Below are 20,189 nucleotides of genomic sequence, written 5' to 3' on the forward strand. Positions count from 1 at the left end.
GGTTCCCCTTGGCTTTGCGCCAAAGCGCATATAGCGCGCGGGAATGAGCGGCAAGAACGCGACCGAAACAGTTTCTGCAGATGCGAAAGGAATTGCTCGCGCGGCGAGAATTCTCGCCGCCGGCGGGCTGGTCGCGGTGCCGACCGAGACGGTCTATGGCCTCGCTGCCCGGGCCGACAGCGACGAGGCTGTGGCGCGGATTTACGATGCCAAGGGGCGGCCGAGCTTCAACCCGCTGATCGTGCACGTCCGCGATGCCGCGCAGGCCGCGCGGTATGCGCGGCTGGAGGGTGACGCCTCGCTGCTCGCCGAACGCGTGTGGCCAGGGCCGCTGACGCTGGTTCTGCCCCGGCGCGAGGATGCGGGTCTGGCCGCGGCGGTCACTGCCGGTCTGCCGACGGTCGCGCTGCGCGCGCCGGCGCATCCGGCCATGCGGGCACTGCTCGCCGCCTGCGATTTTCCGCTTGCGGCGCCCTCGGCCAACCGCAGCGGCTTCATCAGCCCCACACAGGCGGAACACGTCTCCGCCTCGCTCGACGGGCGGATCGACCTCATTCTCGATGCAGGGCCGTGCGAGGAGGGGGTCGAATCGACGATCCTCGCCATTCGTGACGGCGGGCGCTGGGACGAGCTTCGTCCTGGACCCGTGGATCTCGACGCGCTCCACCGCCTGTTGCTGGGAGCGCCGCGCGAAAGCGGCAGCGCGGGCGGTGCGATCGAGGCGCCCGGCCAGCTCGCGAGCCACTACGCGCCGGGCAAGCCGGTGCGCCTCAACGCCGCGACAGCCACGCCGGACGAGTTTCTGATCGGTTTCGGTGCCGTTGCGAGCCACTGCTCGCTCTCGCCATCCGGCGATCTCGCCGAGGCCGCCGCGCGCCTCTATGCCTGCCTCCACCAAGCGGCGCGATCGGACCTGCCGCGCATCGCGGTCGCGCCCGTGCCGGAAGCGGGGATCGGCGCCGCGATCAACGACCGGCTGCGGCGCGCCGCAGCCTGAGCCGGGCTAGCGCGGTTCGGGGGCGGCCGGAACGCTGGGCAGCAGGATCTGGATCTCGCCGTAGGTCCGTCGCGCGTCGTCGCAGGCGCGGCGGTCGCCGTCGCTGCAGTCGCGCATCTCGTCCGCATAACGGCGTTCGAGCCGGCCAAGTTGCGCCTCGCGCTGGCGTAGTTCGCGCCCGCGTTTCTCGTCCGCTTCGGATTGACTGGTGGTGGCGAGATCGACCGCCCCGCTGGCGACTCTGACCGGTGCCGTCACCGCGCCAACCGCGGCCTTTGCAAGACAGCCGCCGAGCATGAGCGCGCCGGGCAGAACGATGGAAGCCAAGACTATGCCGCGCATGGGAATTCCTCCTCTGCGCAGCATAGCCTGTAAAAAGCGTCGCGGCGATGAACGGGTGCGAATTTATTCCGCTTCGGCCGTTGCAGGCGCCGCATTGTCGCCCGCAGTGGCCGCTGCCGAGGAGCACTTGAGCGTGCCCGAACCCATCGAGCTGATCGTGCAGGAGGCCGAACCGGTCACCGATACGTCGCCCGAGCCCATGATCGACGCTTCCACCGTTCCGTCCGAGGCGAACGCCGCATCGCCCGATCCGGCGATCGTGATGTCGGCCTTGTCGACCTTGAGCCGTTCCATCTCGGCTTCGCCCGATCCGGCGATGTTGAGTTCGAGCGTCGTCGCCCGACCGGCCGCGCGATAGGTGCCCGATCCGGCGATGTTCACTTCGAGCACGTCGGCATCGACCTGCGCGGTATTCGCCGATCCGCTGCCGGCGATCGTCACTTCCGCATTTCCGTCGATCATGTCCGCCTCAACCGTGCCGGAACCTGCGACGACCAGCTTCTCCAGCCGGGGCAGGGTAACGCGCACCGTCGCGCGGCCGTCGGTGCTGCTCCAGTTCTCGTTCTCGCGCATGATGCCGAGCGTCTCGTCGTCGAGGGTGAAGCGCAGCGCGTCGACCGCTTCCCGGTCGCCGCTGACGTCGATGGCGAGGGTCTCGCCGCGGGTCACGATCACGCTGTCGGGCCCGGCTGCGACCACTTCGGTCGGGGTCTTGCCCGTGAGATCGAGCTCGGACAGCGGAACCCCGTCGGAGCCGTTGATGTTGATGCTTCCGTTGCAACCAGTGGCCATCATCAGCGCGATAACCGGGGCAACCCCCTTGAGAATCTTCTGCAGCATGTGAACCTTCCTCGTGCCGAAATGGACCCAGTCCGTGTTGCCGACATAATACAGCAGCATCGTGCGTGCAACCGCGATACGAAAAAGGCCGCCCGGTGGGGCGGCCTTTCGTCGGTCCGAGATGACCCTTGGTCGAAATCAGGCCTCTTCGGCGTTCTCGTAGTACTGCGGGGCGTGTTCGCGCAGGACATTGAGGATCTTCTCGAGCGCGGCGGGCTCATCGGTCTTCTCCATGGCCGCGAGTTCGCGCGCCAGTCGGCTCGAGGCCGCTTCGAAGATCTGCCGTTCGGAATAGGACTGTTCGGGCTGGTCATCGGGGCGGAACAGGTCACGGGTCACCTCGGCGATCGAGACCAGGTCGCCCGAGTTGATCTTCGCCTCGTACTCCTGCGCCCGGCGGCTCCACATCGTACGCTTGACCTTGGGCTTGCCCTTGAGCGTCTCCATCGCTTCCTTCAGCGTCTTGTCGCTCGACAGCTTGCGCATGCCGATCGCCTCGACCTTGTTGGTGGGAACGCGAAGCGTCATCCGCTCCTTCTCGAAGCGAAGCACGTAGAGCTCGAGCTGCATCCCGGCGATTTCTTCGTTCTGCAGCTCAATGACACGGCCGACGCCGTGCTTGGGATAGACGACGTAGTCGCCGACATCGAAGGCGGGAGCCTTGCTGGCCATGCAAAAGTCCTTTCTGCGGTCGGGCCCCGGGAGGCAGAAGTCAAATCGTCTTCGCGCCGCGCCGCACGGGGCACGGTCGAAAGGTCGATTGTCCTGTCGCGAGTGGTCCGGACCTTTCTGCTGTCACGCCTGCGACCGGTCACGACCGGTGCAGTTGTTGCATTATATAGCACAACAGCAACAAAATTGCGAGTCCGCAGTGTAGCCGCCCGAATCGGGTCGCCGGATGCCCCTTTCGGGCCGGCTCGTCAGTCGCCTTCGCCGGGCTCCGGGGTGAAGTACTTCTCGAACTTGCCTTCCTCGCCCTTGTGCTCGTCGGCGTCGGCGGGCGGCTCCTTCTGGCTCGTGATATTGGGCCATTCGGCGGAGTACTTGGTGTTGAGCTCGAGCCACTTCTCGAGATCGCTCTCGGTATCGGGCAGAATCGCCTCGGCCGGGCACTCGGGCTCGCACACGCCGCAGTCGATGCATTCGCTGGGGTTGATCACCAGCATGTTCTCGCCCTCGTAGAAACAGTCGACCGGGCAGACCTCGACGCAATCGGTGTACTTGCACTTGATGCAGGCGTCGGTGACGACATAGGTCATTGGGAAGCGCTTCCTTTGCGGGCCAGGCCCTGGTTCACGGTTTAGCCGCTGCTATGGCGGTTTGCCCCTCCGGGTCAAGCGCGCGATAGCAGGCCTGCGCTTCGGACGCGGGGCCGCGGCGGGCGGGCAGTTCCAGCAATTCGATCACGCGCACGGCCTTGCCGACCGGAAAAGTGAGCACGTCGCCCGGTGCGACCGGCTGGCTTGCACGAGTGACTCGCTGGCCGTTTCGCCGCACGTGCCCGGCCTCGACCAGCGCCTGTGCCCGCGCGCGCGTCTTCACGAAGCGCAAGTGGCACAGCAGCCGGTCGATCCGCATCACCGCACGAGGTCCGCCAGCGCCGCGAAGGCCCCGTTTGCGGGCGGTTTGCGGTCGGGCGGGCGCTTCGCCGGGGGGCGGCGCGACGGGCGCCATTCCCACAGATCGGGCGCCGGCGGGCCGAAAGCGCTTTCGGCGAGCTTGCGCGCGGGGAGGCGGCGGAAGCCCGCAGCGCCGAGCAGCCGGTGCCAGTTCTCGGGCGTCAGGCCGGTGGAGACGGCCAGCGCCTGATCGAGCACGAAGCGGCGCGTCTTCACCTCGCCGCGCGTCTGGTGCGCGGCGCGCAGGATCTTCTCTGCCATGTCGACGCGCACCGCCTGCCGGCCCGCCGGACGGTAGCCTGCGGGGAGCGCCTTTCCGCCGTCGATGACCGGCTGCATCGCTTCCTGCAGCGGCCGCCGGTCGTAGCCGAGCGCATGGAGCAGCGCGCGCGGCGCCGGCTTGAGCAGGGCAGGGGCGAAGACGTCGAGCGCGCCGAACGTGACGCCGAGCCGGCGCAGGAACGGCCGCATGTCCTTCGGCAAGTGTTCGATCCCCGCTTTCTCGCGGGCGACGAACCCATGTCCGCCGATCAGACCCAGCAGCAGCGCGCGGGCCTGCGACCCTGCCTCGGGGTTCCTGGCCGCTTCTTCCAGCTTGGCGAGCGGCTCGAGCGGCGCCAGCGCGGCGGCGAGCCAAGCGGCGAGCGCCTGGACCAGCCGCTCGCGCACGGCCTCGGGCAGGGCGTGGAGTTCGCGCGCGGGTACGATGCGCGGGTGCACCGCGTCGGGGCCCGGCTCCAGCCGTGCCAGCTCCTGCCCCTGCCAGCGGATCGCGCCCCGGTCGAGCGAGGCGCCTTCCATCTGCGAGGCGATCAGCGCCTCGGCACGGTCCGACAGGATGCGCGGCAGGGCCTTTTCTCCCGCAGCCAGCAGCATCTTGCGATCGCCATGGCTGGCCGTGTGATCGACCTTGAAGCGGAAACCCTCGACATGGCCGATCGGCTCGTCCTCCACCAGCAGTGCGCCGTCCTCCGCCAGCGTGACGGGCAGCAGCGCAGGATCGGTGCCCAGGCTCTTCATCAGGATCGTGGTCCTCCGGTTGACGAAACGTTCGGTCAGCCGTGCGTGTAGCGCATCCGACAGTCTTGCTTCCACTGCTCTTGCGCGCGCGGCCATCTCGTCGCGCGCCAGGACCCAGTCGGGCCGCTGGCAGATATAGGCCCAGCTGCGGATCGCCGCGATCCGGCCCTGCAGCGTGTCGATGTCGCCCTGCACGCGGTCCAGCTCCGCGATGCGCGCCGCGACATAGTCGGCGCCGAGGTGGCCTTGCGCCAGATCCTGCCACAGCCGCGCGACGAAGCGCGCGTGGACATCGGGGCCGAGCTGGCGAAAATCGGGCAGCGAGCAGGCTTCCCAGAACCGCCGCACCAGCCCTGCGCCCTTGACGCTATCGGCGATCGGCTCGTCCGCGAGCCGCTTGAGAACCGCGAGATCGATCGCCTCGGGCGCAGGCACGAGCTCGGGCTGGGCCGGCGAGGCCTCCAGATCGGCGATGAGCGTACGAAGGCTGTCGAAGCGCGGCTCGGCCTCGCGCCAGAACAGCTTGGTCAGGGGCGCGAAGCGATGCTCCTCGATCGCATAGACCTCTTCGTCGGTGAACTCGGGAACCGGCCCTTTGCCGGCGGCGAGCGTGCCGAATGTCCCGTCCTTCTGGTGGCGCCCGGCGCGCCCGGCGATCTGCGCCATTTCCGCCGGCGCCAGCCGCCGCTGGCGCACGCCGTCGAACTTGGTGAGCGAGGCGAAGGCGACGTGGGTGACGTCAAGGTTCAGCCCCATCCCGATCGCGTCGGTCGCGACGATGTAGTCGACCTCGCCCGACTGGAACATCGAGACCTGCTTGTTGCGGGTCTCCGGGCTGAGTGCGCCCATGACCACCGCCGCCCCGCCGCGGAAGCGCCGCAGCATCTCGGCGACGGCGTAGACCTGCTCCACCGAGAAGGCGACGATCGCGCTCCGCGGCGGCAGGCGCGAGAGCTTGCGCGCGCCGGCATGGGTCAGGGTAGAGAAGCGCGGCCGCTCGATAATCTCGGCGCGCGGGATCAGCGAGCGGACGACCGGCTCCAGCGTCGCCGCGCCGAGCAGCATGGTCTCCTCACGCCCACGGGCATGGAGCAGCCGATCGGTGAATACGTGTCCGCGCTCGCGGTCGGCGGAAAGCTGCGCTTCGTCGAGCGCGACGAACGCATGACCTCCGCCGTCGCGCGGCATCGCCTCGGCGGTGCAGCAGAAATAGCGCGCGCTTGCCGGCTCGATCCGTTCCTCGCCGGTGATCAGGGCGACCTGGCTCTCCCCCTTGATCGCGACCACCCGGTCGTAGACCTCGCGTGCGAGCAGGCGCAGGGGGAAACCGATCGCACCCGAGGAATGGGCGCACATCCGCTCGATCGCCAGATGGGTCTTGCCGGTGTTGGTGGGTCCGAGGACCGCCTTGATGGTACCATCGGTCACCCGGGGAATGTGGCATCGGGGAGGGCGCGCGGCAAGCCGCGCCAGTACCGTGGGGCCGAGTTCCCGCAGGCCGCCGCGCGAACGACTCGGTCCGCCGCAGGTTAAGGCGGTCTTTACTTTAATCGGGCAGGGATTGGGGCATAGAACACGCTCGGGTCGGGTCGCGAGGCCATGCATCGCGACCTGTGGAGGAGGCGCGGTGTACAAGCAGGGTTTGGGCGACGGTCACGTCTCCGCCGATTCGGGCGGCGACCTCTGGCGCCCGGCCGCGCTTTCGCACTCCCAGATCGTTGCCGATCCGCAGCCGCAGGTGATCCAGCGCGCGCGGCACCTCTCCGAGAAATTCGACGCCTGGCGCGCGGGCGTCTCCGGAACTTTCGAAAGCATGGATCTCGCGCCGGATCTGGCCGAGACGATCGGCAGCCGCCGCTGGTTCCGCGGGCTCGGCACCCTGATCGGCCTTTCCGCGCTAGCGCTGGCGATGTGGCCCGATTTTGCGCCGGTCGAGGCCGCACCGGTGATGCGGCTGGACAATCCGGCGCGCGACGAATTCCGCAGCCAGATGATCATGCCGCTCGCGCTCGGGTCCGACAGCGGGCGGCGCATGGGCGCGACGGCGCTGGTCGTGCCGCTCAAGTCCGCGCCCGAGCGTCCCCGGGTCGAACTGCTCGCCACGCTCGCGCGGGGCGACAGTTTCGAGCGCATGCTGCGCCGCGCCGGGGTCGGCACGACCGATGCGGAAAGAGTCGCCGACCTCGTCTCCGGTTCGGTCGCACTGGACGCGATCGAGCCCGGAACGCAGGTCGACATCACGCTCGGTCGCCGGCCGCAACCCGGGGCGGCGCGTCCGCTCGATGCGCTCGAATTCCGCGCCCGGTTCGATCTCGCGCTGGCCGTCACCCGTGACGATGCCGGGCATCTGTCGCTCACCCGCAAGCCGATCCGCGTCGACGAGACGCCGCTGCGCATCCGCGGCACCGTGGGCAGCAGCCTCTACCGCTCGATGCGCGCTGCGGGCGCTCCCGCGAGCGCGGTCCAGCAGTACCTGAAGGCGCTGAGCGATCAGGTCGATCTCGACCGGGCGGTGCGCTCGACCGATACCTTCGACATGATCGTGCAGTACCGCCGTGCCGCCACCGGTGAGCGTCAGGCCGGGCAACTGCTCTACGCCGGGATCGAGCGGGGTGGGGAGGCGAAGACCCAGCTTATGCGGTGGGGCGAGGAAGGCCGTTTTTACGAGGCATCGGGCGTGGGCGAACAGCGCAGCGGCCTCGTTGCGCCGGTGCCCGGGCGGATCTCGTCCAACTTCGGCATGCGCCGCCATCCGATCCTCGGCTACAAGCGCATGCACGCCGGCATGGACTTCCGCGCCAGCTACGGCACGCCGATCGTCGCGGTGACTGACGGCCGCGTCGCCAGCGCCGGGCGCGCCGGCGGCTGCGGCAAGGCGGTCAAGCTCAGCCACGGCGGCGGGCTCGCCACGCGCTATTGCCACATGAGCCGCGTCGCCGTGCGCAGCGGGCAGAGCGTGCGCCGCGGGCAGGTGATCGGCTACGTCGGGTCGACTGGCCTCTCGACCGGACCGCACCTGCACTACGAGATGTATCGCGGAGGCCGCGCGGTGAACCCGGCCTCGGTCGAATTTGTCACCCGGGCGCAGCTTTCGGGTGCCGAGCTGCGCCGTTTCCGTGCCGCGCTGGCCAGTCTCAAGACCGTCGAGGCCGGCACTGCGCTGGAGGACCTCTCCCCTACCGCGACCGAAGCCGCCGCCGCCGAGCCGGTGCGCGAGATCGACAAGCTCGAGACGCCCAAGCGCGTCGGGTGACTGCTGCTGCCGATTGAACCCGGCGCGGCTTTGCGGCAACAGGCGGGCATGACCGCCTCCTACCCCAACCTGCGGCTGCGCCGCGCCCGCGCGAGCGCATGGAGCCGCGCGCTGTATCGTGAGAACGTGCTGACGCCGGCCGACCTGATCTGGCCCCTGTTCGTCACCGATGGCAAAGAGGTGGAGGAACCGGTCGCGAGCCTGCCCGGCGTGTCGCGCTGGTCGGTCGACGGGATCGCCGCCCGCGCGAAAGAGGCCGTCCGGCTCGGCATCCCGTGCCTGGCGCTGTTCCCCAACACCCAGCCCGGCCGCCGCTCGGACGACGGGGCCGAGGCGCTCAACCCCGACAATCTGATGTGCCGGGCGATCAAGGCGATCAAGGACGCCTGCGGCAGCGACATCGGCGTCCTGACCGACGTGGCGCTTGATCCCTATACCAGCCACGGCCAGGACGGGCTGATCGACGAGGCGGGTTATGTCGTGAACGACGACACGGTCGCCGTTCTTGTGGACCAGGCGCTCAACCAGGCCGAGGCGGGGGCCGACGTCATTGCACCGTCGGACATGATGGACGGGCGCGTGAAGGCGATCCGCATGGCGCTCGAGATGGGCGGCCACCACAACGTCCAGATCATGAGCTACGCTGCGAAATATGCGAGCGCCTTCTACGGACCGTTCCGCGATGCCGTGGGGTCGGGCGGGCTGCTCAAGGGAGACAAGAGGTCCTACCAGATGGACCCGGCCAACGGAGAGGAAGCGCTGCGCGAAGTGGCGCTCGATCTCGCCGAGGGGGCGGACAGCGTGATGGTTAAGCCGGGGCTTCCCTACCTCGACATCGTGCGCCGGGTGAAGGAGCGGTTCGAAGTGCCCGTCTTCGCCTACCAGGTGAGCGGCGAGTACGCGATGATCGAGGCCGCGGCGGCGGCCGGCGCGGGGGATCGCGACGCGCTCGTGCTCGAGACGCTCACCGCCTTCAAGCGCGCCGGATGCAGCGGCGTGCTGACCTATCACGCGGCGCACGCCGCCCGGCTGCTGGGGGCATAGACATGGCTGAATTCCGGCACGAGACCGAACGGCTCGTCCTGCGCGATTGGCGCGAGGAGGACTGGGCTGAGTTCTTCCGCCACACCAACACGCCCGCGGTCATGCGCTGGCTCGGCGGTCAGCTCGACGAGGCGGGCATGGCGGCGCAGCGCGAGCGGGTCGAAGGGAGCGCCCGGCGCAACGGGTTCTGCTTCTGGGTGGTCGAACGCAAGGCCGACGGGGCGCTGCTCGGCTTCTGCGGGCTGAAACGGGCCGATGCTCCGGGTTCGACCGTCACCGGCGCGGTCGAGATCGGCTGGCGCCTGCGCGAGGACGCCTGGGGGCAGGGCTATGCCAGGGAAGCCGCGACCGCCGCGCTCGATCTCGCCTTCGGCCACTTCGGCGCCGAGGAGGTCGTCGCGCTCACAGTCGAGGGCAACGCCGGAAGCTGGGGCCTGATGCGCCGCCTCGGCATGCGCCGGCGCGAGGAGCTCGACTACCCGGACGAGCGCTACGATCCGCCTTGGCGCGACACGATCGTCTATTCGATAGACCGCGCGGCATGGGAAAGCCGCGATGGCTGACATCGTCGCCGAGACCGAGCGGCTGGTCCTGCGCACGATCGAGGAGGGCGACGCCGCGCTCCAGCATCGCCTGCTCAATACGCCCACGGTCATGGCCCGGCTCGGCGGCGTCAAGGAACTGCACGAGATCGAAGCGAAGCATGCCAAGGGCATGGCGCTCTACGCGCAGGAAGGCTTCAGCTTCCTGTTCATGATCGAGAAGGCGACCGGCGAGATGGTCGGCCATTGCGGGATCAAGCGGGTCGACAACCCGCTGGCGAAAAATCAGGGCGATCACGAGGTGGGCTGGCTGGTACGCGAGGACCGCTGGCGGCGCGGCTATGCGGAGGAAGCGATGCATGCCGTGCTCGACTGGGCTTTCGGCCGGGTCGGCGCGCCGCATGTCGTCGCACTGACCAGCGAGGCGAACGTCGGAAGCTGGAAGCTGATGGAAAAGCTCGGCATGGTCCGCCGCGGCGACCTCGACTTCGACGATCCCGCCTATCCGCCGGAGGATCGGCGGACGATCCTCTACAGTCTCACCGCCGAGCAATGGCAGGAGCACAAGGCATGAGCGCAAACCGCCCCGGAGTCCGGATCATCCCGATCCACGGCCGCAGCCCGAAGATTCACGACAGCGCCTTCGTCGCACCCGGCTGCGTGCTGATCGGGGAGGTCGAGATCGGCGCGGACAGCTCGGTCTGGTACAACTGCGTGCTGCGTGCCGACGTCAGCCGCATCGTCATCGGGCAGCGCACCAACGTGCAGGACGGGAGCGTGCTCCACTGCGACCCCGAGCGTCCTGGCGATCCCGAAGGCTCGCCGCTGATCATCGGCGACGACGCGCTGATCGGGCACATGGCGATGGTCCACGGCTGCACGATCGAGGATCGCGGCTTCGTCGGCCTCGGCGCGATCGCGATGAACAAGGCGGTGATCGGCACCGACGCCATGCTCGCGGCGGGCGCCATGCTGACCGAGGGCAAGGTCATGGCCGCCCGCGAGCTCTGGGGCGGACGGCCGGCGCGCAAGATGCGCGACCTCGACGATGCCGCGATTGCCGGGATGCGCGCAGGCGTCGCGCACTATGTCGAGAACGGGAAGGCGCACGCGGCGGCGCTCGATGGCGCGCCCGAAGGCTGATTTCCCCGCGGCGCAGGCGATCCGCGCCCTTGCCGATAGCGAAGGCCGGCTGGCGCTGCGGGTCACGCCGGGCGCGCGGAGCGAAAGCGTGGCGATCGAGAACGGCCGCCTGCTGATGAAAGTGCGCGCGAAACCCACCGACGGCGCGGCCAACGCCGCGGTGCTGACGCTGCTCGGCAAGGCTCTGGGGATCGGCAGTTCGCGGCTGCAACTGTTGCGCGGCGCAACTTCGCGGGAAAAGCTGATCCAGCTCCCGGATGTGCAAGAACCCTAGGCCCGAGCGCGTTCGATCCGGCGGGCCGCGATGCACAGACCCGCCGCCCACACCAGCGGTATCCACGGCGCAAGGGCAGGCAAGCCGATCGTCACGTGCGCGCCCAGCACGGCCCCGGCCGCCAGGCTCGCCCAGAGCAGGAGATGCGCCAGGCCGCCAGGTGCTTGCCTACCCGTCAATCGTGCTGCCAGGCCCTGGCCGAAGCGCACGAGCGCGCCCGTCATATATGTCACGCCGACCGCGACCTCGCCTTCGCGCCGGAAGGCGTTGTTGATCGCGCCCATCGCGAGCGCCGACATGCCGACGAACAGGGCGATCGCTCCCAGCGCGTGTGCGGCCGCGCCCGTGCCGATCAGCAATGTCGAGAGCATCAGAACCGCCGATTTCGGTCTCTCGCTGCGATTCGCCACCACCGCGCCGGCCGTTACGCCGCTCACGAAGCACAGGATCAGGAGAATCGGCACGAGCGCCGCTTCGGGCCGCGTCGCCGCCTCCACTCCAAACCTGGTGGTGTTCCCCGACATAAACGACACGAAATAGCCGCCTGCTGCGAGAAAGCCCGCCGCGTCCACGAACCCGGCCAGTCCCGCTATGCCGTAGGCAAGCGAGCGGCGCGGAAGGTCGTAGCGATGCATGGTCTGCCGGCCTTGCCGCCGGATGGGCGCGATTTCAATCCCGCACCAGCGCGCGCAGAGCATCGATGCGGTCCGCCTCGTGCGCGGGCTTGTCCCAGCGGATGCGGTGGATGCGGGGGAAGCGCATGGCGAGGCCGGACTTGTGGCGTTTGCTCGCGTGGACCGAGTCGAAGGCGACTTCGAACACCAGGCTCCTGTCGGTCTCGCGCACGGGGCCGAAGCGGTTGACGGTATGTGTGCGGACGTAGCGGTCGATCTTGCGCAGCTCTTCGTCGGTGAAGCCGAAGTAGGCCTTGCCCACCGGCAGCAGATCGGCGCCCGCGTCGGGATCGCCGTCCCAGCAGCCGAAGGTATAGTCCGAATAGAAGCTGGAGCGTTTGCCGCTGCCGCGCTGGGCATACATCAGCACGCAGTCGACCAGCAGGGGATCGCGCTTCCACTTGTACCACAGCCCCGTCTTGCGACCGGCGACATAGGGGCTGTCCCGGCGTTTGAGCATCAGCCCCTCGATCGCGTCGTCGCGAGCCCCGGCACGTATCTCGGTGAGATGGTCGAAGTGCTCGGCGTCGACCACGGGGCTGAGATCGAAACGATTCTCAGGCAGCCGCGGCATCAGCGCCTCGAGGTGGGCCCGGCGCCGCGTCCACGGCAAGTCGCGCAGATCGTCGTCTTCGAGGATCATGACGTCATAAAGGCGGATGAAGGCGGAGAACTCCGCGAGCATCGCCTTGGACACGGTCTTGCGTCCGAGCCGCTGCTGCAGCGCATTGAAGCTCGCTGCGCCCCCTTTCTCGCCGCCCTGGTGGACGCCGCGTACGAGCAATTCGCCGTCGAGCACTGCGTCGATCGGAAGAGCATCGAGGAATTCGGGGAAGGTGCCGGAAATGTCGTCGCCCGAGCGCGAGTAGAGGCGCGTTTCTCCCTTCTCACCGCCGACGCGCACGAGCTGGACGCGAATACCATCCCACTTCCATTCGGCCACGTAGTCCTCGAGGTCGACAATGGTGTCGTCCAGCGGGTGGGCGAGCATGAACGGGCGGAACAGCGGCAGGCTGCCGGTATCGGGCGGCGGCGCCCCCTCGGCGGCCCAGGCGAACAGCGCAAGGTAGGGTGGGGTGAGCCCGTGCCAGTACTCCTCGACGTCCTCCACGCCGACGCCGAATGCCTGGGCGAACGCGATCTTGGCGAGCCGCGCCGAGATTCCGATGCGCATCGCCCCGGTGGCGAGCTTCAGCAGCGCGAACCGGCCCGAGGCGTCGAGGCGGTCGAGCAAGGCCGGCAGTTCGGAGAGGACGCTCCTGCGAGTCATCGCGGTGAGCGCCTCGACCGCTTCCGAGACGCTCGGCGGATCGGGCGGCGCTTCGCCGGCCGGCCACAGCAGGCTCGCGGTCTCGGCCGTATCGCCCACGAAATCACGGCTCAGGGTCCAGAGGACGGGATCGACCCGCTCGTGCATCAGGTTGCGGATCGTGCTCGCCTTGACCGCGGGAAAGTCGAGCCCGCCCGTCAGCGCAGCGAGCGCCCATCCGCGGTCGGGATCGGGCGTCGCCTGCAGGTAGTTGGCGATCAACTCCAGCTTCTCGTTGCGACTGCGCGTATAGACCAGCGCATCGATCAGGGCGGCGAACTCCTCCATTAACGCGGCCGCCCCTTAGTCATCCTCGTCCTCGTACCCGATCAACGCCAGCGCACGGGCGCGGCGTTGGTGGAGCTGATGCCAGCGCAGCAGCGCCTCTTCGCGGCCGTGGGTGATCCAGGTCTCGTGCGGATCGACCTCTTCGACCGTACGCGTCAGTTCGCCCCAGTCGGCGTGGTCAGAGATGACCAGCGGCAGCTCGACGTTGCGCTGGCGGGCGCGCTGCCGCACGCGCATCCAGCCTGACGCCATGGCGGTGATCGGATCGGGCAGGCGGCGGCTCCAGCGGTCGTTGAGCGCGGACGGCGGGCAGACGACGACCTGTCCGCGCATGTCCTCCTTCGTCGCGTCGCTCACCAGGCGCAACTCGCCCAGGTCGACGCCCCATTCCTCGTAGAGCCGGCACATCCGCTCCAGCGCGCCGTGGAGGTAGATCGGCCGATCATGCCCGGCACGGCGCAGCTCCGCGATCACCCGCTGCGCCTTGCCCAGCGCATAGGCGCCGACCAGCACGCAGCGCTCCGGATGCGCGGCGAGGCGATCGAGCAGCTTGCCGATCTCGGTCTCGATAGGGGGATGGCAGAACACCGGCAGGCCGAAGGTCGCCTCGGTGATGAAGACGTCGCACGGCGTCACTTCGAACGGCGGACAGGTCGGATCGGGGCAGCGCTTGTAGTCGCCGGTTACGATCACGCGCTCGCCCGCATGCTCGAGCAGGATCTGCGCGCTTCCGAGCACATGCCCGGCCGGAAGGAACGTCGCGCCCACGCCGCCCGGCAAGCGGATCGTCTCGCCATAGCCCACCGGCACGGCGCCATCGGAAGTCGCGTAGCGCAACTTCATGATCGCGAGCGTCTCGGGCGTGGCGACCGTCCGCCCATGCCCACCGCGCGCATGATCCGCATGCCCGTGCGTCACCAGCGCATGATCCGCCGGCTCGGAGGGATCGATCCAGCAATCGGCGGGAACGACATGGATGCCATGCGGCTCGGGCCGGATCCATGCGAAGTCGTGCGCCATGCCCGTCAGAATGACGCGTAACGCCAGGCGGTTCCAGAGGATGGTTCGGGCGAAGGCGCGGGGAGGCTCCGCCGGTCACCTTGACCCGCCACCGACGAAGCGCGGGAATCAGCGAGCGGCGAAGAGTCTTCGCTACTCGGCAGGGCTACTCTTCGCCGCTGTCCACGCCTTCGCTGGCGTCGGCTTCGGGCTCGGCTTTTTTCGCGGCCGCCTTCTTCGCCTTGCGCTTCGGCTTGGCCTTGGGCGGAGCAGGCGTGAGTTCGAAGGCGGGCTTGCCGTCCTTCACGCTCACATGGACCTCGCCGCCGTCGGCGAGCTTGCCGAACAGCAGTTCCTCGGCCAGCGGCTGCTTGATCCTTTCCTGGATCAGGCGGCCCATCGGCCGGGCGCCGTAGAGTCTGTCGTAGCCCTTGTCGGCCAGCCAGCCGCGCGCATCCTTGTCGAACTGGATGTGCACATTCTGCTCGGCGAGCTGGAGCTCGAGCTGCAGGATGAACTTGTCGACCACGCGTGCGACGGTCGCCTTGCCGAGGTAGGCAAAGGGCACGATCGCATCGAGGCGGTTGCGGAATTCCGGCGTGAACATGCGCTTCACCGCTTCTTCGCCTGCATCTTCCTTGCTGACGTTGCCGAAGCCGATCCCCTGGCTTGCCATGTCCGCCGCACCGGCGTTGGTCGTCATGATCAGGACGACGTTACGGAAGTCGACCGTCTTGCCGTGGTGGTCGGTCAGGCGGCCATTATCCATCACCTGCAGCAGGATGTTGAACAGGTCGGGGTGCGCCTTCTCGATCTCGTCCAGCAGCAGCACGCAGTGCGGGTTCTGGTCGACCGCATCGGTCAGCAGGCCGCCCTGATCGTAGCCGACATAGCCCGGAGGGGCGCCGATCAGGCGGCTGACCGAATGGCGCTCCATGTATTCGGACATGTCGAAGCGCTTGAGCTCGATGCCCATGATGCTGGCGAGCTGGCGCGCGACCTCGGTCTTGCCGACGCCGGTCGGGCCCGTGAACAGGAAGCTGCCGATCGGCTTGTCCGGGTCGCGCAGCCCTGCGCGGCTGAGCTTCATCGCGGTCGAAAGGCGCTGGATCGCCTGATCCTGCCCGAAAACGACATGCTTCAGATCGCGTTCGAGGTTCTCGAGCGCCTTCTTGTCGTCGCTCGACACGGTCTTGGGCGGGATGCGCGCCATCGTCGCGATCACCGCCTCGATCTCGCGCGCGGTGATCTTCTTCTTCCGGCGGCTCGGCGGCACGAGCATCTGCATCGCGCCGACCTCGTCGATCACGTCGATCGCCTTGTCGGGCAGCTTGCGGTCGTTGATGTACCGCGCCGAAAGCTCGACCGCAGTCTTGAGCGCGTCGGGCGTGTACTTGACGTTGTGATGATCCTCGAACGCGGTCCTGAGGCCGCGCAGGATCTTTACCGTATCCTCGATCGTCGGTTCGTTGACGTCGATCTTCTGGAACCGGCGCAGCAGTGCGCGGTCCTTCTCGAAGTGATTGCGGAATTCCTTGTAGGTGGTCGAACCAATGCAGCGGATCGCACCGCTCGACAGCGCGGGCTTCAGGAGATTCGAGGCGTCCATCGCCCCGCCGCTGGTCGCGCCGGCGCCGATCACGGTGTGGATCTCGTCGATGAACAGAACCGCGTCGGGCATGCCTTCAAGCTCGCTCACGACCTGCTTCAGCCGTTCCTCGAAGTCGCCGCGATAACGCGTGCCGGCCAGCAGCGCGCCCATGTCGAGCGAATAGATCACCGCGTCCTTGAGCACTTCGGGCACTTCGCCTTCGACGATCTTGCGCGCGAGGCCTTCGGCGATCGCCGTCTTGCCGACGCCCGGATCGCCCACGTAGAGCGGGTTGTTCTTGCTCCGACGGCAGAGGATCTGGATCGTCCGGTCGACCTCGGGCCCGCGGCCGATCAGGGGATCGACCTTGCCCGCCTCTGCCTTGGCGTTGAGGTTGACGGTGAACTGATCGAGCGCCGTTTCCTTCTTGTTGTCGGCCTTCTCTTCCGCCTTGCCGGTCTCGTCGGCGCCTTGCGGCGCGCGGCTTTCGAGCTGCTTGCCGCCCTTGCCGATGCCGTGGCTGATGAAGCTTACCGCATCGAGCCGGCTCATGTCCTGCTGCTGCAGGAAGTAGACCGCGTAGCTGTCGCGTTCGGAGAACAGGGCGACGAGCACGTTGGCGCCGGTCACGGTGTCCTTACCGCTCGACTGCACGTGCAGGATCGCGCGCTGGATGACCCGCTGGAAGCCGGCGGTCGGCTGGGGATCGCCGTCATCCTCGGTCTTGAGCGACTGGTATTCCTGATCGAGATACTGGCGCACCGCCTCGCCCAGTTCGTCGAGGTCGACGCCGCACGCGTTCATCACTTGTGCCGCGTCCTCGTCCTCGACCAGCGCGAGCAGCAAGTGCTCGAGCGTGGCGTATTCGTGCCGCCGCTCGCTCGCGCTGGCGAGCGCGGCGTGGAGGGTCTTCTCGAGGTTCTGGGCGAAACTAGGCATCTAACGGACTTTCGTGGCGAAAAGCGGGATTTCCCTACGGTGGGAATGTAACCGGGTGTTGTTAACCAGGCCTATATGGGTGCGGTGCCCTAGATTGAGAACCGCGTGGCTCACGAACCCTGCTTTCGGAACAGTGCGTCGGCCGCATGACGATGCGCCGCGGCACTGAGCCGGTGCTTCTCGACCCGCGCGATCTCGGTTTCGAGCAAGGCGATTCGTTCGGCCAGCTCGTCCTGGGAATAGGGCGAAAGGTCTTCGGCGGCGAGCTTGCTCGCGGCGTCACCCCGAGGGCGCGGACGATCGTCCTCATCCATCGCCTGCAGTGTCGCAAGGCGGCGCGCTTGCTGTCAATGGGGCAGCGCGTTAGGTGCGCATGCGTGATGGCACTGCCACAGGGGGGAAGGCGAATGACGGCGCACCTGCCACGCGAGATGACCGCGATCGGATACGACGCGCCCGGTGGGCCCGAGGTGCTGCGGCCGGAGACGGTCCCGGTGCCGGAGCCGGGAGAGGGCGAGGTGCTGATTCGCGTCGCCTATGCCGGGGTCAACCGGCCCGACGTGATCCAGCGCCAGGGCCACTATCCGCCCCCGCCCGGCGCCTCGCCGATACCGGGCCTCGAGATTTCCGGCACGATCGCCGCAGTCGGCCCGGGCGTGCCGGAAGACTACATCGGCGACACGGTCTGCGCGCTCGTTTCGGGCGGGGGCTATGCCGAGTATTGCCTCGCGCATATCGGCCATTGCCTGCCGGTGCCGGAGAGCATGCCGCTGGCCGAAGCCGCGGCGATCCCGGAGACGCTGTTCACCGTCTGGCACAACGTGTTCGAGCGGGGCTGGGCGCGCGAGGGGGAGACGCTGCTCGTCCACGGCGGCACCAGCGGGATCGGCACGATGGCGACGATGCTCGGCAAGGCATTCGGGCTGACCGTGATCGTGACCTGCGGCGACGAGGCCAAGTGTACCGCCGCGCGGGAGTTGGGAGCGGACCTCGCGATCAACTACCGCGAGCAGGACTTCGTCGAGGAAGTGAAAGCCTTCACCGGCGGCAAGGGCGTCGAACTGGTGCTCGACATGGTGTCGGGCGACTACGTGCCGCGCAATCTCAAATGCCTGGCGGAAGACGGCCGGCACGTGACCATCGCAGTGCTCGGCGGTCCCAAGGCTGAACTGAACATGGCCGTGGTTATGAGCCGCCGCCTCACGCTCACCGGCTCGACGCTGCGCCCGCGGTCGGACGTGTTCAAAACGCTGCTCGCGGGCGAGATCGAGAAGAACGCCTGGCCGCTGTTCGAGGAGGGCAAGCTGCGCCCCGTGATGGACCGCGCCTTTCCTCTCGCCGAAGCCGCCGCCGCCCACGCCCGGATGGAAGCAGGCGACCACATCGGCAAGATCGTGCTGGAAGTTGTTGACGGCTGAAGCTTGTCGCAGATCAGGGGCGGTCGGCGTCGCCGCTCACTCATGAGCAGGTGCGCGACCACCTGACTGGCGGAAGCCGCTCTATACGGTGTGGACGTTCGGACGGAGATCGATCGCTGCCGTTAGCTGGGTGCTAGCGCCTGACGGCACCGCGCCAAGGCACGCTCCATGTGATATTTCACCGTCTTGTTGCTGACGCCGAGGTGCTGCGCGATTTGCTTGTAGGTTAGATGTCGCAACCGATGGAGCAGGAATATGTGCCGGGTCCTGCGCGGCATGGCGCGTAGTGCTCGCCAATAGGCACGCCGTACATCCGCGGCCTCGATCCGCCATGCCTGTTCGGGCCGGACTGAGGCATCGCGTTCCTCATCGAACGGATGGATTATTGCCGGTCGCCGCATCTTGCGGCGCGTCCGCTCGATCAAGAGATTGCGCGCAGTTCGGGTCAGATAGGCCCCAGGAAATTCAACCCGCTCGAATGCGCCGCTGCGAAGCACCCGCGTGAAAGCCTCCTGCGCCAGATCGGGCGCAGCATCTGGGCCAGCTCTCTTTCGGAAGTAGCGAAGCATCCGCTTATGCTCGGCACGATAGAATGCGTCGAACGCGGCGCTGGAGTTGGGCGCGGTCATGGCCGTGCCCTCCGCTCGCGCACGTTGAGCGGAGCATCACGCGAAGCGTGGTAGAGGGTGATCCCGGCTTCGATCCGGTCGAGAACGAAGGTGTCGCGCTCGGCCTCGGCGATGCGGATGTCGGCTTCAGAGTAGATTGCGAGGCCGACTGCACAGCGGTTGCCCAGCTCGCGCTCGATGATGGTCTGCGCGCGCTGCCAGCAGCGCTCGTCGGTAAGCAGCGGATGGTTGACGACGATCCACAGCTCGTAGTCGGAGAAGTGGATTGTTTGCTGGTCTTCAAACCAGGATCGCCGCGCATAGGGGCCGATCAGGATGATCTGCTGGATCTCGCCTGGCTCAGGCGCCTGCACCTGCGCCGGCTCGAAGCAGGCGCGCAGGATGCGGGTGATCCGCTCGATCTCCTGCTGCTTGCGGCGGACGAGATGGGCAACGCGCGCCATCACGACCTCGCGCGCGTAGACGTCGCTTGGAGTGGGAATAAGCATGGAAAGCTCGCACACAGGCGGTCCGCGCATGGATGCGCGGATGTGCAAGCGGTGTCCGCTGTGTGCCGCGGTGCGGCCTTACAGCAACCGTCCGACCGTAGCGGCCGGACCTACTTGATGCCTGGCAAGGACTATCCTCGAGATGGCCGCCAGTGTTCCATCTCGTGGTGAGGATTATGCCAGAATCGGTGAATCCCGGCAAGCTGGCCGGTGCTTGCTGGTCCGGGCCGCGCTATTCGCGCACGGCGGTTTCGATACGGTTACGCTTAGGTCAGGGCGCTCGTACGTTGATCCAGTGGCGCCGACACTGGCAGAACAAGCCCGAAGAACTTCAGCACCAGACCGGCAGAAAGTCTAAGGCGGATTAGTCGGGATCGTCGGTGGTCGGCCGAATGCGCTGCGCCTCAACCTGGCTTTGCAAAACGCGCGCGCGCATTTCCAGCTCACGATACTCGGCATCGGAAATGCCGTCGCGACCATAGCGATCTGCAAGCACACCGATCTGTCTGTTTTCGCGGCGTAGTGCGCGTGCCTCGCGTTTGGACAAGTCCCCGCTTTCCCGTCCCCGATCGATGCGTTCGCGTGTCTCACGAAGCTCGCGCCCGATCGCCGGGTTTGTTGAAGGATCGGCTATTCCGGACAAGCGCCCGCTATCCGGCGGTGTTCGAGGGGCAATCTGGGCTTGGGCAGCGAATGGCACGATCAAAAGTGCCGCCGTAACTACGATCGCTTTCATACCATCCTCCATCGTGAAGGGATATCCGACCCCGTGCGGAAAGC

General features: G+C 67.7%; 22 protein-coding genes. 8 read left to right on the forward strand and 14 right to left on the reverse strand.

Annotated elements, in window-relative coordinates; all coding sequences use genetic code 11:
• Positions 1 to 43 precede the first annotated feature (43 nt).
• Positions 44 to 997 carry an L-threonylcarbamoyladenylate synthase gene (locus D2V04_RS17285; protein WP_119511655.1) on the forward strand — a complete coding sequence of 318 codons (954 nt, stop codon included), beginning with the start codon at positions 44 to 46 and terminating at the stop codon, positions 995 to 997.
• 6 nt (positions 998 to 1,003) lie between these two features.
• Here the strand turns inward: D2V04_RS17285 and D2V04_RS17290 are convergent, their stop codons facing one another.
• From D2V04_RS17290 to D2V04_RS17315, 6 genes are all read right to left on the reverse strand, one after another.
• Positions 1,004 to 1,339, reverse strand: a complete 336-nt coding sequence (locus D2V04_RS17290) for a hypothetical protein (RefSeq protein ID WP_119511654.1) — start codon at positions 1,337 to 1,339, stop codon at positions 1,004 to 1,006.
• Positions 1,340 to 1,402: 63 nt separating this feature from the next.
• Positions 1,403 to 2,239, reverse strand: a complete 837-nt coding sequence (locus D2V04_RS17295; protein WP_228766198.1) for a head GIN domain-containing protein — start codon at positions 2,237 to 2,239, stop codon at positions 1,403 to 1,405.
• 78 nt (positions 2,240 to 2,317) lie between these two features.
• Entirely contained in the window at positions 2,318 to 2,851 is a 534-nt protein-coding gene (locus tag D2V04_RS17300; protein WP_119511653.1) for a CarD family transcriptional regulator, read from the reverse strand.
• A gap of 248 nt (positions 2,852 to 3,099) precedes the next feature.
• Positions 3,100 to 3,438, reverse strand: coding sequence for a ferredoxin FdxA (fdxA, locus tag D2V04_RS17305; protein ID WP_119511652.1), 339 nt, complete (start codon positions 3,436 to 3,438; stop codon positions 3,100 to 3,102).
• 34 nt (positions 3,439 to 3,472) lie between these two features.
• Complete coding sequence (locus tag D2V04_RS17310) at positions 3,473 to 3,757, reverse strand: RNA-binding S4 domain-containing protein (RefSeq protein WP_119511651.1); 285 nt, start codon at positions 3,755 to 3,757, stop codon at positions 3,473 to 3,475.
• A complete protein-coding gene (locus tag D2V04_RS17315) occupies positions 3,757 to 6,174 on the reverse strand; it encodes a helicase-related protein (protein ID WP_119511716.1) in 2,418 nt (805 codons plus the stop codon). The genes D2V04_RS17310 and D2V04_RS17315 overlap by 1 nt, the downstream gene beginning before the upstream one ends.
• 271 nt (positions 6,175 to 6,445) lie before the next feature.
• Between D2V04_RS17315 and D2V04_RS17320 the strand changes: the two genes are divergently transcribed.
• The 6 genes from D2V04_RS17320 to D2V04_RS17345 are packed head-to-tail and all read left to right on the forward strand — an operon-like array spanning position 6,446 to position 11,074.
• The gene (locus D2V04_RS17320; RefSeq protein ID WP_228766196.1) at positions 6,446 to 8,071 is read left to right on the forward strand and encodes a M23 family metallopeptidase; all 1,626 of its coding nucleotides are present in this window, start codon (positions 6,446 to 6,448) and stop codon (positions 8,069 to 8,071) included.
• Positions 8,072 to 8,119: 48 nt separating this feature from the next.
• On the forward strand, positions 8,120 to 9,115 hold the full coding sequence (gene hemB, locus D2V04_RS17325; protein ID WP_119511649.1) for a porphobilinogen synthase: 996 nt from the start codon (positions 8,120 to 8,122) through the stop codon (positions 9,113 to 9,115).
• A 2-nt stretch (positions 9,116 to 9,117) separates the two neighbouring features.
• On the forward strand, positions 9,118 to 9,678 hold the full coding sequence (locus tag D2V04_RS17330; protein WP_119511648.1) for a GNAT family N-acetyltransferase: 561 nt from the start codon (positions 9,118 to 9,120) through the stop codon (positions 9,676 to 9,678).
• A complete protein-coding gene (locus D2V04_RS17335) occupies positions 9,671 to 10,231 on the forward strand; it encodes a GNAT family N-acetyltransferase (RefSeq protein ID WP_119511647.1) in 561 nt (186 codons plus the stop codon). Before D2V04_RS17330 ends, D2V04_RS17335 begins: the two co-directional genes overlap by 8 nt.
• Positions 10,228 to 10,800: a gamma carbonic anhydrase family protein gene (locus tag D2V04_RS17340; RefSeq protein ID WP_119511646.1), complete on the forward strand. Its 573-nt coding sequence runs from the start codon at positions 10,228 to 10,230 to the stop codon at positions 10,798 to 10,800. The genes D2V04_RS17335 and D2V04_RS17340 overlap by 4 nt, the downstream gene beginning before the upstream one ends.
• The gene (locus tag D2V04_RS17345; RefSeq protein WP_119511645.1) at positions 10,781 to 11,074 is read left to right on the forward strand and encodes a DUF167 domain-containing protein; all 294 of its coding nucleotides are present in this window, start codon (positions 10,781 to 10,783) and stop codon (positions 11,072 to 11,074) included. Before D2V04_RS17340 ends, D2V04_RS17345 begins: the two co-directional genes overlap by 20 nt.
• On the opposite strand, the gene D2V04_RS17350 is transcribed toward D2V04_RS17345, so the two are convergent.
• From D2V04_RS17350 to D2V04_RS17370, 5 genes are all read right to left on the reverse strand, one after another.
• A complete protein-coding gene (locus tag D2V04_RS17350; RefSeq protein WP_119511715.1) occupies positions 11,071 to 11,709 on the reverse strand; it encodes a YoaK family protein in 639 nt (212 codons plus the stop codon). The two genes, D2V04_RS17345 and D2V04_RS17350, sit on opposite strands and share 4 nt — an antisense overlap.
• Before the next feature lie 34 nt (positions 11,710 to 11,743).
• Positions 11,744 to 13,345, reverse strand: coding sequence for a cisplatin damage response ATP-dependent DNA ligase (locus D2V04_RS17355; RefSeq protein ID WP_119511644.1), 1,602 nt, complete (start codon positions 13,343 to 13,345; stop codon positions 11,744 to 11,746).
• Between the two features lie 15 nt (positions 13,346 to 13,360).
• Positions 13,361 to 14,365 (reverse strand): ligase-associated DNA damage response exonuclease, encoded by a 1,005-nt coding sequence (locus D2V04_RS17360; RefSeq protein ID WP_119511643.1) that lies wholly within the window; start codon positions 14,363 to 14,365, stop codon positions 13,361 to 13,363.
• A gap of 145 nt (positions 14,366 to 14,510) precedes the next feature.
• On the reverse strand, positions 14,511 to 16,874 hold the full coding sequence (clpA, locus tag D2V04_RS17365; RefSeq protein ID WP_119511642.1) for an ATP-dependent Clp protease ATP-binding subunit ClpA: 2,364 nt from the start codon (positions 16,872 to 16,874) through the stop codon (positions 14,511 to 14,513).
• Between the two features lie 110 nt (positions 16,875 to 16,984).
• On the reverse strand, positions 16,985 to 17,188 hold the full coding sequence (locus D2V04_RS17370) for a DUF1192 domain-containing protein (RefSeq protein ID WP_119511641.1): 204 nt from the start codon (positions 17,186 to 17,188) through the stop codon (positions 16,985 to 16,987).
• 93 nt (positions 17,189 to 17,281) lie between these two features.
• Here D2V04_RS17370 and D2V04_RS17375 point away from each other — a divergent pair, with 93 nt between their 5' ends.
• On the forward strand, positions 17,282 to 18,292 hold the full coding sequence (locus tag D2V04_RS17375) for an NAD(P)H-quinone oxidoreductase (RefSeq protein WP_119511640.1): 1,011 nt from the start codon (positions 17,282 to 17,284) through the stop codon (positions 18,290 to 18,292).
• Between the two features lie 122 nt (positions 18,293 to 18,414).
• Here the strand turns inward: D2V04_RS17375 and D2V04_RS17380 are convergent, their stop codons facing one another.
• The 3 genes from D2V04_RS17380 to D2V04_RS17390 all read right to left on the reverse strand — a co-directional run bounded on the left by D2V04_RS17380 (position 18,415) and on the right by D2V04_RS17390 (position 20,145).
• Positions 18,415 to 18,921, reverse strand: a complete 507-nt coding sequence (locus tag D2V04_RS17380; RefSeq protein ID WP_119511639.1) for an RNA polymerase sigma factor — start codon at positions 18,919 to 18,921, stop codon at positions 18,415 to 18,417.
• The gene (locus tag D2V04_RS17385; RefSeq protein ID WP_228766195.1) at positions 18,918 to 19,439 is read right to left on the reverse strand and encodes a hypothetical protein; all 522 of its coding nucleotides are present in this window, start codon (positions 19,437 to 19,439) and stop codon (positions 18,918 to 18,920) included. Before D2V04_RS17385 ends, D2V04_RS17380 begins: the two co-directional genes overlap by 4 nt.
• A 334-nt stretch (positions 19,440 to 19,773) precedes the next feature.
• Entirely contained in the window at positions 19,774 to 20,145 is a 372-nt protein-coding gene (locus D2V04_RS17390) for a hypothetical protein (protein WP_147391749.1), read from the reverse strand.
• Between the last annotated feature and the right edge of the window lie 44 nt (positions 20,146 to 20,189).

It is taken from the genome of Pelagerythrobacter aerophilus, from assembly GCF_003581645.1.
GTDB classification, from domain to species: Bacteria; Pseudomonadota; Alphaproteobacteria; order Sphingomonadales; family Sphingomonadaceae; genus Pelagerythrobacter; species Pelagerythrobacter aerophilus.